Source organism: Pseudomonas sp. VMV1 (assembly GCF_056790235.1).
The window spans coordinates 552,166-565,015 of sequence record NZ_JBXGSE010000003.1 but is presented as its reverse complement, the minus strand read 5'-3'; the positions used below and the strand labels follow the sequence as shown (position 1 = coordinate 565,015).

Here is a 12,850-nt window from a genome sequence, read left to right as displayed (position 1 = left end):
AGTCCTATCAGGAAGTCCCCCATGACCTCACCCTACCTGCACATCCTCTACACCGGCGGCACCATCGGCATGCAGGCGACCGCCGCCGGCCTGGCTCCGGCCGCCGGGTTCGAGGCGCGTATCGAAGCCCTGCTGGCCAGTCGCCCGGAACTGGGCGATCCGGCCTGGCGCCTGGAGGAACTGCTGCCGCTGATCGACAGCGCCAACATGACCCCCGCCGCCTGGGAGCGCATGGCCCAGGCCATCATCACCACCGCCGCGGACCCGGCCTGTCGCGGCGTGCTGGTGTTGCACGGTACCGATACCCTGGCCTACAGCGCCGCCGCCCTGGCCTTCCGCCTGCTGGGCCTGGCCATCCCGGTACTGCTGACCGGGTCCATGCTGCCGGCCGGCGTGCCGGACAGCGATGCCGATGGCAACCTGGCCGACAGCTTCGCCGCCTTCGCCAGCGGGCTGGCGCCGGGCGTCCAGGTGCAATTCCATGAAGAGCGTCTACCCGCCGCGCGCTGCACCAAGCAGGCCAGCAGCGGCTGGAAGGCCTTCGTGGAAAGCGCACGGCCGCGCAGTGGCGACATCCTGGTCGTCGCGCCTGCGGCCCTGCGCTTCGACCAGCCGCGCCACGCGGTACGGGTAGCGGTGCTGCCGCTGTTTCCGGGGGTCGATGGCGCCACCCTGCGCGGTCTGGCGGGCAGCGGCGTGCAGGGGCTGGTACTGGAATGCTACGGCAGCGGCACGGGCCCGGCCGACGACGCCGACTTCCTCGCCGCACTGGCCGAACTACGCGATGCCGGGGTACCGGTGGTCGCCCTCAGCCAGGGTGCCCGCGGCACGGTGGAACTGGGCACCTACGCCGCCGGCAGCGGCCTGGCCGACGCCGGGGTGATCTCCGGCCGCGGCATGACCCGCGAAGCCGCTCTGGGCAAGCTACACAGCCTGCTCGGCTGCGGCCTGGAGCGCGCGGCGGTGGCCGAGTGGATCGGGCGTAATCTGTGCGAGGAGCTGTAAGCGTCGGCCAGGTGCCGGCGGCTCCCTCACCCCGGCCCTCTCCCAGGGGGAGAGGGGGCGTTTGAGTAGGCTGCGTACTGGCCCTGAGGCTGTCGATCCGACACCTCGGGGGCTTGAAGACGTAGGTTGGGTTGAGACAGCTCTTTCGCCGAAGCCCGACAGCGCGCGCTCGACCTGGGCAGCGTTGGGCTTCGCTCACGCTCAGCCCAACCTACGCCACCGCGGCCTGGATCGTGCGGCGGTGGCCGAATGGATCGGCGTAATCTGTGCGAAGAGCTGTGAGCGTCGGCCAGGTGCCGGCTGCTCCCTCACCCCGGCCCTCTCTCAGGGGGAGAGGGAGCGTTTGAGTAGGCTGCGTGCTGGCCCTGAGGCTATCGATCCGACACCTCGGGGGCTTGAAGACGTAGGTTGGGTTGAGACAGCTCTTTCGCCGAAGCCCGACAGCGCGCGCTCAACCTGGGCAGCGTTGGGCTTCGCTCACGCTCAGCCCAACCTACGCCTGACAACCTCAGGCACCCCGCACCAAACTCTCCCCTGAGCGCCCCCTCTCCCCCTGGGAGAGGGTCGGGGTGAGGGCTACCCCGGACGTCTGAACAACCCCTACAGCGCCTCGCGCCACAGGCTCACCGCCATCTCGGCCGAGGCGCCCGGCGCCACGGTCAGGACGTCGTCCATCACCCGCGCGGTCTCGATGCACAGCATGCCGGGCCAGGCGTCGTCGGCGAACTGGCTCAGGCGCGCGGCCTTGTCGATCCAGGGATTCCACAGCACGGCCGAATGGCTGTTGCGTGTCTCGACGAACAGTCGGCGCTGCCACTGCTGATCACGGATCGCCAGGCGCGCCGGCAGGCCGACATAGACCCGATCGGTCTCGGCGGTGATGGTCGGCTCGCCGTTCTGCCGCTTGCGGGTCCAGCCGTCCAGGCAGTCGTAGTAGTCGGCATTGGCCAGGCCTTCGATACCCACCTCGCGCACGTCGCTCACGGCGAAATAGGTGTGCAGCGCCTGGCTCAGCACCAGCGGGTGATCCTCGAGGTTGCGCACGCTCAGGGTCAGCTCCAGGCGTTCGCCCACGCTCAGGCTCAGGGTCAGCTCAGTGGCATGGGGCCAGCCCGGGGTAGTCTCGGCGGAGGTGCGGTGGTGGAAGTCCAGGCGCACCCGATCGGTGTCCACTTCAACCCCACCGGCCTGCCAGGCTACCTGACGGGCCAGGCCGTGGGCCGGGGCGTCCTCGGTGGTGGTGCACATGGCCTGGACCTCGGCCGGATTCTTCAGCAGGTCGCCGAACCAGGGCCAGCAGACCGGTATGCCGCCACGGATCGGCGTACCGGGCTCGAACACGGCTTCCGGGTTGCCCCAGACGATGTCCGGTTCGCCGTCGAAACCGTAGCGCAGCACATGGGCGCCCTGGCAGGCCACCAGGGCTTCGGCCTGACCGACGCGGATACGCCAGACGGGCAATTGGCCCAGTTGGATCTGTTCGACGAGGGGGGCAGCGGACATGGGATGACTCCTGGAAAAGGTGAGAGGCGACTGTAGTCCAGTCGAGGACCGGGCTCCAGCCAGCCATGGACAGCGTCGGCGGCAAAATCTCGCGGCGTTGCCCGGTTCTCATGTCCGCAGGCCAGGCTCGGCTAGACTCCAGGCCCCTTACCTCAGGAAATGTCTGGCCATGTCGGGTATCCCTCGCGTTCACCGCTCTTGCGGCCTCCTCCTGGGGCTGGCATTGCCGATCCTCGCCCAGGCCGCGCCCAGCCTCGACGACGAGGTACGTACTGCCGCCCGCGCGGTGATGGCCGAGCAGGACGTCCCCGGCCTGGCGATAGGCGTCAGCGCGCCAGGGCTGCGCCGGCTCTACTACTTCGGCGTGGCCGACCGCCGCAGCGAGCGGCCGGTGGACGCCGCCACCCTGTTCGAGATCGGCTCCCTGAGCAAGACCTACACCGCCACCCTCGGCGCCTACGCGTCGGCGACCGGCCGCCTGCGGCTGGACGAGTCCGCCGCTCAGGTCCGCCCGGCCCTGGCCGGCAGCGCCATCGGTCAGGCCAGCCTGCTGCAGCTGGCCACCTACAGCGCTGGCGGACTGCCCCTGCAGTTTCCCGACGCCATCACCACCGAAGCCCAGGCGACAGGCTTCTATCGCGACTTCCAGCCACCCTTCCCCGTTGGCAGCCGCCGTCTCTATTCCAATCCCAGTATCGGCCTGTTCGGCGCCCTGGCCGCCCAGCGCCTCGATGAACCCTTCGCCACCGCCCTGCAGCGCCACGTACTGACGCCCCTGGGGCTCAGTCACACCTATCTGCAGGTACCGGCGGCGGCGCAGGACCATTACGCCTGGGGCCACGGCAAGAAAGGCGAGCCGCTGCGGGTCAATCCCGGCGTCTATGCCGAAGAGGCCTATGGCATCAAGACCACCGCCGGGGATCTGCTGGGTTTCATCGAGGCCAACCTGAATCCTGGCCGGCTGCCGGCACCTCTGGCCAAGGCGATCACCACCACCCAGCAGGGCTACTACCGCAGCGGCCCCATGACCCAGGGCCTGGCGTGGGAGGCCTACCCCTATCCGCTACCCAAGACCCAGCTGCTGGCCGGCAATACCACGGCGATGGCGCTGGAGCCGCAGCCGGTGGATTGGCAACGGCCACCGCTGCCAGCGAGCGGCGTCCGGTTGCTGAACAAGACCGGCTCCACCAACGGCTTCGGCGCCTATGCGCTGTTCATCCCGGAGCGCCAGCTCGGTCTGGTGATCCTGGCCAACCGCAATTATCCGATTTCCGCGCGGATCGAGGCGGCTTGGCGGATCTTGCAGAAGCTCGATGGCGGGGTGCCGTAAGCGAACCTATTTCGCGGCCATGGGCCGCTCCTACAGAACCGTCGAGTCTGTAGGAGCGGCCCATGGCCGCGATAGGCCGGAACGTCGTAGGAGTGGCCGCATCGGCGAACCGCCATGGCCATGATGGTTCTGAGCAACTATGCCTCGTAGGGTGGATGACGGCGCAGCCTCATCCACGAATCCCCGCGTCAAACCGCAACCTCAAACCCCGCCCGACTCCTCGCGTCCCTCCACCGGCACCTCGTGCTCGGTGGCGTAGCCGGCGTCGGCCGCTTCCAGCACGCCGTGGGCGATGCTGCAGAACAGCGAATTGACCCGGCGCATGTCGCTGAGCAGCCCCAGGTGCAGGGAGCTGGTCTCGAAGCTCTCCACCACCTGCTGGTGCAGCCGCTCGACGTGGGCATGGGCATAGCGCCGTTCAAGCAGGCGGAAGCGCTGCTTGAGCCGACGCAGGCGGCGCGCCGCGTCCAGATCGCCGGAGAGATAGACCGACAGGCACAGCTTGAGGCTGTCGACCAGCAACCTGTGCAGGGCGGTGAGTTCGTCCACGCCGGAGGCCGAGAAGGACCGCCGCGCGGCGATCTTCTTGCTCTCCACGTCACTGGCCATGCGCTCGATCAGGTCGGCGGCCTGCTCCAGGTTGATCGCCAGTTCGATGGTCTCGGCCCAGCGCCGGCTGTCGCGCTCGTCCAGGTCGTCGCGCGGCATCCGCGCCAGGTACAGCTTGATCGCCGTGTAGAGGGCGTCGACATCGTCATCGAGGCGGCGCACCTCGCGGGCCAGCTGCTTGTCGCCCGCGTTGATCAGCACCAGCAGGTGCTGCAGCATCTGCTCGATGACGTCGCCCATGCGCAACAGCTCGCGTGAGGCATTGGTCAGCGCCAGGGCCGGGGTATCCAGGGCGGCGGTGTCCAGGTGACGTGGCCGCAGAATGGTCTCGGCGCTGTCCTTGGCCGGCAGCATGGCGGTGCAGAAACGCGCCAGGGGGCCGGCCAGCGGTAGGAACAGCAGGCAGCGCACCAGGTTGTAGGCGACGTGGAAGCCGATCACCACCTCGGCGTCGTTGAAGTCATAGCCCTGCAGCCAGTCGGCCAGCAGGCCGATCCAGGGCAGCACCAGGATGCAGCCGGCCAGCTTGAACAACAGGCTGCCCACCGCCACCCGCCGCGCCTCGACGCCCTGCTTGGCGGCGCCCATCAGCGCCAGCACACCGCTGCCCAGGTTGGCGCCTACCACCAGGCACAGCGCTACCTTGAGCGAGATGACCCCCGAGCCGGCCAGGGTGGCGGTCAACAGCACCGCCGCCAGGCTGGAATAGGAAACCATGGCGAAGACGGCACCAGTCAGGGCGTCGAGCAATTGGTCGCCGGTCAGCGAGGAGAACAGCACCTTGACCCCGGCCGCGTGGGTCATGGGCGACGCCGCCTCGACGATCAGCTGCAGCGCCAGGATGATCAGGCCCAGGCCGATGGCGACCCGACCGAGCTGGCCGGCGCGGGTCTGCTTGCGGCCGAGAAAGAACACCACGCCAAGAAAGATCAGCAGCGGCGACAGCCAGGACAGGTCGAAGGTCAGCACTCGCGCCATCAGCGCGGTGCCCACGTCGGCGCCCAGCATGATGGCCAGCGCCGGGGTGAGCGGCACCAGGCCCTGGGCGACGAAGGAAGTCACCAGCAATGCGGTGGCGTTGCTGCTCTGTACCAGGGCGGTGACGGCGATACCGGAAAGAAAGGCCAGCGGCGTGCGCTGCATGCTGCGACTGAGCACCCGGCGCAGGCTGGCGCCGTACACCCGCAGGATGCCGGTACGGACGATATGGGTGCCCCAGACCAGCAGGGACACGGCGGATAGCAGATTGAGCAGTGTCAGCATCGTGGCGCCCTCCCGGCGCGTGTCCAAGAGCTCCTGACGAGCTTGTCACAAAATCGTAATGACCGTTCTGCACAGACGCACGAGCCCGAAGGCAGGGCACCTTCGGGCTCGTGGGGACTTGCTGGATTAGGCGGCGGAGACCCGGTCGGGTTCCGCCGCTGGGCTCAGATCTGCTCTTTGCGCAGCTTGACCGCCTCGCGGGCCTTGGCCTTGCCGCGCAGGCGGATGTTGATGGCTTCCACCGCCAGCGAGAAGGCCATGGCGAAGTAGACGTAGCCCTTGGGCACGTGGACTTCGAAGGCCTCGGCGATGAGCACGGTCCCGACCACGATCAGGAAGGACAGCGCCAGCATCTTCAGGCTCGGGTGCTTGTCGATGAAATTGCTGATGGCGCCGGCCGCCAGCATCATCACCAGCACCGCGACGATGATCGCCGCGACCATGACCGGTACGTGGCTGACCATGCCGACCGCGGTGATCACCGAATCCAGCGAGAAGACGATGTCGATGATGGCGATCTGGATGATGGTACCGATGAAACCGCTGCCCTTTTTCTGGGGGGCGTCCTCGTCCTGCTCTTCCTCGCCTTCCAGGCCGTGGTAGATCTCGGCGCTGCTCTTCCACAGCAGGAACAGGCCACCGAAGAAGAGAATGAGGTCACGCCCGGAGATGCCCTGGCCAAAGACGAAGAACAGGTCGGCGGTGAGGCGCATCACCCAGGTGATGGACAAGAGCAGCAGGATGCGGGTGACCATGGCCAGGGCCAGGCCGAAGAAGCGGGTCCGTGCCTGCATGTGCTTGGGCATGCGGCTGACCAGGATGGAGATCATGATGATGTTGTCGATGCCGAGGACGATCTCCAGGGCAGTCAGGGTAAAGAAGGCGACCCAGATTTCCGGGTTGGTCAGCCAGTCCATTGCAAATCCTCTTTTAGCTGAGACGCGCTCGGGCGCGCGCTCCAATGGAAAAGGCGCGTCAGGCGACGCGCCATTTTCGAACAGCCGGCAAGGCTAGTCGTACATTTGGTAAAACTCTAGCGGCTGTACAGCGGAAACACACCCAGTAACAAAGCACCGCCCAGCAGGAACATGCAGGTCACGGTCGCCCATTTCAGGGTGAAGCGCTGATGGTCACCGAACTCCACCTTGGCCAGGCCCACCAGCAGGTAGGTCGAGGGCACCAGGGGGCTGAGCAGGTGCACGGGCTGGCCGACGATGGAGGCCCGGGCGATCTCCACCGGACTGATGCCATAGGCCGCGGCGGCCTCGGCCAGCACCGGCAGTACGCCGAAGTAGAAGGCGTCATTGGAGATGAAGAAGGTGAACGGCAGGCTGACCAGGGCGGTGATCACCGCCATGTACGGCCCCAGGGCGTCCGGGATTATCGCCAGCAGGCCCTTGGACATGGCGTCGACCATACCGGTACCCGAAAGGATGCCGGTGAAGATGCCCGCGGCGAAGATCAGCGAGACCACCGCCAGGACGTTTTCGGCATGGGCGGCGATGCGCTGCTTCTGCATGTTCAGGCAACGGTAGTTGACGGTCATGGCGATGCCGAAGGCGATCATGAACAGCACCGGCATCGGCAGCACGCCAACGATCAGCGCGGCCATCAGCGCCAGGGTCAGCAGGCCGTTGAACCAGCGCAGGTGCGGGCGGCGGGCCTCGGCGCACTGGGAGACGGTGACGTCGGCGCCTTCGGTCTCGCCGATCTGCAGGATGCCCAGGCGCGCGCGCTCGCTGCGGCCATAGAGGTAGGCGAGGAAGAACAGCCAGGCGATCGCCAGCAGCATGGGCGCGATCATGGGCACGAAGACGTCGGCCGGATCCACGTGCAGGGCACTGGCGGCGCGGGCGGTCGGACCGCCCCAGGGGGTCAGGTTCATCACGCCACTGGAGAGCAGCATCAGGCAGGTCATGATCAGCGGATTCATGCCCAGGCGCTTGTACAGCGGGAACATGGCCGCCACGCAGATCATGTAGGTGGTCGAGCCGTCGCCGTCCAGGGAGACCACCAGGGTCAGGAAGACGGTGCCCATGGCCACCTTGAGCGGATCGCCCTTGACCAGCCGGAGAATCCAGCGCACCGCCGGGTCGAACAGACCGGTGTCGATCATCACGGCGAAGTAGAGGATCGCGAACAGCAGCATCACGCCGGTGGGCGCCAGCTTGCGGATGCCGTCGAGCATCATCGGGCCGAGGGCGTCGAGCTTGACGCTGCCGAGGCTGGCGAATTCGCTGGACAGCGCCCAGGCCAGCACGGCGAAGGCGATCGGCACCATGGTCAGGGCGATCAGCGGAGACAGGCGCTTGGTCATGATCAGGTACATGAAGGTCATGACCATGGCGAAGCCGAGGAAAGTCAGCATGGGAATACCTCTGAATTTTCGCGAAGAGAAGGAGGGTTCAGCCGCGGCGCAGCGGCGCGGTAAGGGCGAAAATCCAGGGGAGACGGGCGTGCGGGGACGCCTGGAGGGACAGGTACGGCATGGCAAGGATCCTGGTTATTTTTGTAGGACGGCACCCGCTCACGGAGGCGGGTCTTGAACGGATCCTATGAGTTCAACCTTTCGCCAGCCTTGCGTGGCGAAAGGCGGATGTTGCGGGATGTCACGAAGCCGACACGGAGGGATGCTAACTGCCCCGCTGCCATTCCGGAGCGCTCAGGTGCTCGACGAAGAAGTCGAGCAGGACCTGAATCTTGGTGGGCCGGCTGCGCGCCGAGGGCGTCACGAAATAGAGGCCGCCACGGGTCAGGTGCCAGTCCGGTAGCAAATGCACCAGCCGGCCATCGGCCAGGTAGTCGTTGGCGATGAATTCCGGCAACTCGGCGATGGCCATGCCTTCCAGCAGGACCGGCAGCAGGGCCTCGGAATTGGTGACGCGCAGGGGGCCGCGGGGCAGCACGCTTTCCTCGCGGCCATCGTCCTGGGTGAAGCGCCACACCTGGCTGCGCGCCCGGTAGGCGTAGCTCAGGCAGGCATGTTCGGTCAGCTCCTGCGGATGTCTTGGGCAACCGTGGCGCTCGACATAGGCTGGCGCCGCCACCAGCCGCTGACTGACCGCGCAGAGACGCCGGGCGACCAGCGAGGAGTCGGGCAAGGCGGCGATGCGCAGGGCGGCATCGAAGCCCTCCGCCACCAGATCCACGGCGGCATCGGACAGGTGCAGATCCACCGTGAGCTGGGGATAGCGACGCAGCAGCTCAGGCAGCAGCGGCGCGACCCAGCGCAGGCCAAAGGCCATGGGCACCGCCAGCCGCACCTGGCCGCGCGGCTGCACGGCGCGTGCCTGGGCGGCGCTTTCGGTCGCCTCCGCCTGCCGGTAGAGATCGCCGGCCTGGGCGGCCAGCTCGTGGCCGAATTCGGTCAGCGCCAGCTGTCGCGAGGTGCGATTGAACAGCCGTCCGCCCAGGCGCTCTTCCAGGCGCGTCACCGCTCGCGACACCGTGGCCACCGACACCCCCAATACCCGCGCCGCAGCGGCGAAGCTGCCCTCCTCGGCTACCTTCGCAAACATCGCCAGGCCTTCGAAATCCGGCAATCTTTTCATTTCATTCTTGCAACGATGACTTTCCAATCATTCTATTTTGCAAAGAAGACCTGGTCGATAGGCTGACTCCACCTGATCACAACCTTTTGGAGATTCAGCATGACTCTCAAACTTGCAGACAAGATCGCCCTCGTCACCGGTGCCACCAGCGGCATTGGCCTGGCCGCCGCCACGCTCTTCGCCCAGGAGGGTGCCCACGTCATCCTCACCGGTCGGCGGCAGGCCGAACTGGATGCCGCGGTCGCCCGGGTCGGCAACGCCACCGGCATCGCCGTGGACTCCTCGCGTCTGGACCAGCTCGATGTCCTCTATGAGCGCATCCGCCGTGAGCACGGACGCCTCGATGTGCTCTACGTCAACGCCGGGGGTGGCAGCATGCTGCCGCTCGCCGAGGTGACCGAAGCCCACTACGACGACACCTTCGATCGCAACGTGAAGGGAGTGCTGTTCACCGTGCAGAAGGCCCTGCCGCTGCTGGCGGACAATGCCTCGGTGATCCTGGCCGGCTCCACCGCCGCCACTACCGGCACCCCGGCCTTCAGCGTCTATGGCGCCTCCAAGGCTGCCGTGCGCGCCTTCGCCCGCAATTGGATCCTGGAGCTGCAGGGGCGCGGCATTCGTATCAATACCCTGAGTCCGGGCGCGACTCGCACCCCGGGCCTGGTGGAACTGGCCGGGCCGGATGCCGCCCAGCAGCAGGGCCTGCTGGACCACCTGGCCACCCAGATACCCCTAGGCCGCGTCGGCGAGCCGGAAGAGATCGCCAAGGTCGCCCTCTTCCTGGCTTCCAGCGACTCCAGCTTCGTCAACGGCGCCGAGCTGTTCGCCGACGGCGGCCAGGCGCAGATCTGAATGGCACCTTGCAAGAAAAAAGCGGACAGCGCTCGGGCGCGGTCCGCTTTTTTACTAACTGAACGCGGGCGTCAGCCGCGCAGTCGCTGGTCGAGCACGGCGATGTGTTCCGGGCCGATGCCGCAGCAGCCGCCGATCAGGCTCGCGCCACGCGCCTGCCAGTCCTGGGCGAAGCTCAGGTAGCCGGGCGGGTCCAGGTCCGGGCGCAGGGGGTCGAGGCCGTCATTGGCGGTAGCCTCTTCTGGCTGGGGTGGAAAGGCATTGGCATAGGCGCCGAAGGGAATCTCGACACCCGCCGTGGCGAACGTTGCCCGCGCGGTATCCAGCGCCGCGGCCATCACCTCGGGCTGGCTGCAATTGAACAGCAGCGCCCCGGCGCCCAGCTCCACGGCCAGTTGCGCCGCCTCGGCCACCGGCTCGCCGGATCTCAGGCGCGGTACCTCGTCGACGTCTTCGTCCTTCAGGGTAAAGGACAGCCACAGCGGCTTGCCGTCATCCGGCAGCCCGGCGGCGATGGCGCGCACCTCGGCCAGGGAGCTCTGGGTTTCCGCCAGCCAGAGATCGACATGGGGCGCCAGTCCGCGAATCAGCGGCTGCAGCACCTCGTCCACCCGTGTCGGCTCGAACAGGTCGGGGCGATAGGAGCCGAACAGCGGTGGCAAGGAGCCCGCTACCCGCACCGGCTGCCCGCTGGCCACCACGGCCTGCCGTGCCAGCTGACCGGCTCGTGCCGCCAGGGCCTCGCCTTCGGCGGCGAAACGCGCCTCGCCGATATGGAAGGGCACCACCGCATAGCTGTTGCTGGTGATCACCTGGGCGCCCGCCTCGATATAGGCGCGGTGTACCGCTTCCACCTGCTCCGGCGCCTCGCTCAGCGCCAGGGCCGACCATTCCGGCTGGCGAAAAGGCGCACCGCGTCGCTGCAGTTCGCGTCCCATGCCACCATCGAGAAGAACAAGATTCATGTTGGCCATATAGCTATTTCACTTTTCCTTATAACCAAAACAGAGTTCAATATCGGTTCTCATATCTCTCTAATACCAGGCCCTCTTTCCCTTTGCAAAGGACGCCCCCATGAGAACCGCTCTGCTATCGGCCCTCGGCCTGACCCTGGCGCTGGTCGCCACCTCGGCCTCGGCCGGTGCTACCCTGGACCGTATCAAGACCAAGGGCGAGCTGGTCAATGTGCTCATGGAGAGCTATCCGCCGTTCTCCCAACTCAATGCCCAGAACCAGCTGGAAGGCTTCGACGTCGACGTGGCCAAGGCGGTGGCCGACAAGCTGGGCGTCAAGCTGCGCCTGGAAACCCCCTCGTGGGACGTGATCGCCGCCGGCCGCTGGAGCGGTCGCTACGACGTTTGTATCTGCTCCATGACGCCCAGCCAGGCACGCGCCCAGGTGTTCGACTTCCCGGTCAACTACTACGCCTCGCCCGCGGTGATCGTGGTCAACGCCGGTGACGACCGCATCCACGGCGCCAAGGACCTTTCCGGCAAGAAGGTCGGCGTCACCAGCGCCTCTTCCTACGAGAGCTACCTGAACAAGGACCTGACCATCGAAGGCCAGGAAGACAAGCCGTTGAGCTACCCCTTCGACCAGGTGCAGGTGGTGCCCTTCCCCGACGACAACGTCGCCTTCCAGGACCTGGGCCTGGGCGCCGGCAAGCGGCTGGACGCGGTGCTGACCAACCTGGTGACCGCCCAGCCGCGCCTCGCTCAGGACAGCAAGTTCAAGCTGGCCGGCGCACCCCTCTATGCCGAGCCCAACGCCGTGGCCATCGAGAAGGGTGACCCGGAATTCGCCGCCAAGCTGCACGAGATCATCGAGGGACTGCGCCAGGATGGCACCCTGAAGCGGATCTCCGACAAGTGGATCGGTGCCGACATCAGCCAATGAGCCAGTTACCGCCCCCGGTCGAATCGCGTCCGCTGCTGAGCTTTCGTACCCGTGTCTGGCTGACCTGGCTGGCGCTGCTGGCCGGGGGCGTGTTCTTCGTGCTCGGTTTCGACCTGAAATTCGCCACCGTCTGGCCGCGCCTGCCCAATCTGGTGGGTTGGCGCCTGGGCCCCAACGGCTTCCTGCAGGGCGCGGCGCTGACGCTGTTCCTCAGCCTCAGCTCCATCCTGGTGTCGGTGCTGCTCGGCTTCGCCGCGGCCCTGGCGCGGCTGTCGTCCAGCGCCCTGGCCTATGGCGTGGCGACCTTCTACGCCTCCTTCTTTCGCGGCACCCCGCTGCTGATCCAGATCCTCCTGATCTACCTGGGCCTGCCGCAGATCGGCGTGGTGCCCGGCGCCATCAGCGCCGGCATCCTCGCCCTGTCACTGAACTACGGCGCCTACCTGAGCGAGATCTTTCGCGCCGGCCTGCTTGGCGTTCCCGCCGGTCAGCGCGAGGCGGCCCTGGCCCTGGGTCTGTCGCCCCGGGTGATCTTCTGGCGCGTCACCCTGCCCCAGGCCATGCGCAGCATCATCCCGCCGACCACCAGCCAGTTCATCTCCATGCTCAAGGACTCCTCCCTGGTCTCGGTGATGGGTGTCTGGGAGGTGATGTTCCTCGCCCAGTCCTATGGCCGCTCCAGCTATCGCTATCTGGAAATGCTCACCACCGCCGCAGTGCTCTACTGGCTGATGTCCCTGGCCATGGAGTTCATGCAGTCGCGCCTGGAGCGGCATTACGGGAAGGCGTATCAGGGGCGTTAGAGCCTTTCGCTGCGCCTTCTAGGCCATGCTAGCCCTTT

11 protein-coding genes are annotated in these 12,850 nt (G+C 66.9%); 5 read left to right on the top strand and 6 right to left on the bottom strand.

Annotation, left to right across the window (positions count from 1 at the left end; all coding sequences use genetic code 11):
- The first annotated feature begins 21 nt into the window (after positions 1-21).
- Complete coding sequence (locus ACUCV0_RS12685; protein WP_482212851.1) at positions 22-1,005, top strand: asparaginase; 984 nt, start codon at positions 22-24, stop codon at positions 1,003-1,005.
- Positions 1,006-1,605: 600 nt separating this feature from the next.
- Here the strand turns inward: ACUCV0_RS12685 and ACUCV0_RS12680 are convergent.
- On the bottom strand, positions 1,606-2,508 hold the full coding sequence (locus ACUCV0_RS12680) for a D-hexose-6-phosphate mutarotase (protein ID WP_059316761.1): 903 nt from the start codon (positions 2,506-2,508) through the stop codon (positions 1,606-1,608).
- Between the two features lie 169 nt (positions 2,509-2,677).
- Here ACUCV0_RS12680 and ampC point away from each other — a divergent pair, with 169 nt between their 5' ends.
- Entirely contained in the window at positions 2,678-3,838 is a 1,161-nt protein-coding gene (ampC, locus tag ACUCV0_RS12675) for a class C beta-lactamase (protein WP_482212850.1), read from the top strand.
- A 201-nt stretch (positions 3,839-4,039) separates the two neighbouring features.
- Here ampC and ACUCV0_RS12670 read toward each other — a convergent pair whose 3' ends face one another.
- From ACUCV0_RS12670 to ACUCV0_RS12655, 4 genes are all read right to left on the bottom strand, one after another.
- Positions 4,040-5,710, bottom strand: coding sequence for a Na/Pi cotransporter family protein (locus tag ACUCV0_RS12670; protein WP_059316763.1), 1,671 nt, complete (start codon positions 5,708-5,710; stop codon positions 4,040-4,042).
- A gap of 164 nt (positions 5,711-5,874) precedes the next feature.
- On the bottom strand, positions 5,875-6,627 hold the full coding sequence (locus ACUCV0_RS12665; RefSeq protein ID WP_059316764.1) for a TerC family protein: 753 nt from the start codon (positions 6,625-6,627) through the stop codon (positions 5,875-5,877).
- Positions 6,628-6,743: 116 nt separating this feature from the next.
- Entirely contained in the window at positions 6,744-8,078 is a 1,335-nt protein-coding gene (locus ACUCV0_RS12660) for a CitMHS family transporter (RefSeq protein WP_482212849.1), read from the bottom strand.
- A 265-nt stretch (positions 8,079-8,343) separates the two neighbouring features.
- Positions 8,344-9,261, bottom strand: a complete 918-nt coding sequence (locus ACUCV0_RS12655; RefSeq protein WP_482212848.1) for a LysR family transcriptional regulator — start codon at positions 9,259-9,261, stop codon at positions 8,344-8,346.
- Positions 9,262-9,360: 99 nt separating this feature from the next.
- Between ACUCV0_RS12655 and ACUCV0_RS12650 the strand changes: the two genes are divergently transcribed.
- Entirely contained in the window at positions 9,361-10,113 is a 753-nt protein-coding gene (locus tag ACUCV0_RS12650; protein ID WP_482212847.1) for an SDR family oxidoreductase, read from the top strand.
- A gap of 71 nt (positions 10,114-10,184) precedes the next feature.
- Here ACUCV0_RS12650 and ACUCV0_RS12645 read toward each other — a convergent pair whose 3' ends face one another.
- Positions 10,185-11,087, bottom strand: coding sequence for a homocysteine S-methyltransferase family protein (locus tag ACUCV0_RS12645; protein ID WP_482212846.1), 903 nt, complete (start codon positions 11,085-11,087; stop codon positions 10,185-10,187).
- 100 nt (positions 11,088-11,187) lie between these two features.
- Between ACUCV0_RS12645 and ACUCV0_RS12640 the strand changes: the two genes are divergently transcribed.
- Together ACUCV0_RS12640 and ACUCV0_RS12635 are read left to right on the top strand one after the other, a co-directional pair.
- The gene (locus ACUCV0_RS12640; RefSeq protein ID WP_482212845.1) at positions 11,188-12,009 is read left to right on the top strand and encodes an ABC transporter substrate-binding protein; all 822 of its coding nucleotides are present in this window, start codon (positions 11,188-11,190) and stop codon (positions 12,007-12,009) included.
- Positions 12,006-12,812: an amino acid ABC transporter permease gene (locus tag ACUCV0_RS12635; protein ID WP_482212844.1), complete on the top strand. Its 807-nt coding sequence runs from the start codon at positions 12,006-12,008 to the stop codon at positions 12,810-12,812. The genes ACUCV0_RS12640 and ACUCV0_RS12635 overlap by 4 nt, the downstream gene beginning before the upstream one ends.
- The last annotated feature ends 38 nt before the right edge of the window (positions 12,813-12,850 follow it).

Coding starts and splice junctions, on each gene's coding strand:
- ACUCV0_RS12685 (WP_482212851.1), top strand. CDS start 22: ATGACCTCACCCTACCTGCACATCCTCTACACCGGCGGCACCATCGGC.
- ACUCV0_RS12680 (WP_059316761.1), bottom strand. CDS start 2,508: ATGTCCGCTGCCCCCCTCGTCGAACAGATCCAACTGGGCCAATTGCCC.
- ampC (WP_482212850.1), top strand. CDS start 2,678: ATGTCGGGTATCCCTCGCGTTCACCGCTCTTGCGGCCTCCTCCTGGGG.
- ACUCV0_RS12670 (WP_059316763.1), bottom strand. CDS start 5,710: ATGCTGACACTGCTCAATCTGCTATCCGCCGTGTCCCTGCTGGTCTGG.
- ACUCV0_RS12665 (WP_059316764.1), bottom strand. CDS start 6,627: ATGGACTGGCTGACCAACCCGGAAATCTGGGTCGCCTTCTTTACCCTG.
- ACUCV0_RS12660 (WP_482212849.1), bottom strand. CDS start 8,078: ATGCTGACTTTCCTCGGCTTCGCCATGGTCATGACCTTCATGTACCTG.
- ACUCV0_RS12655 (WP_482212848.1), bottom strand. CDS start 9,261: ATGAAAAGATTGCCGGATTTCGAAGGCCTGGCGATGTTTGCGAAGGTA.
- ACUCV0_RS12650 (WP_482212847.1), top strand. CDS start 9,361: ATGACTCTCAAACTTGCAGACAAGATCGCCCTCGTCACCGGTGCCACC.
- ACUCV0_RS12645 (WP_482212846.1), bottom strand. CDS start 11,087: ATGGCCAACATGAATCTTGTTCTTCTCGATGGTGGCATGGGACGCGAA.
- ACUCV0_RS12640 (WP_482212845.1), top strand. CDS start 11,188: ATGAGAACCGCTCTGCTATCGGCCCTCGGCCTGACCCTGGCGCTGGTC.
- ACUCV0_RS12635 (WP_482212844.1), top strand. CDS start 12,006: ATGAGCCAGTTACCGCCCCCGGTCGAATCGCGTCCGCTGCTGAGCTTT.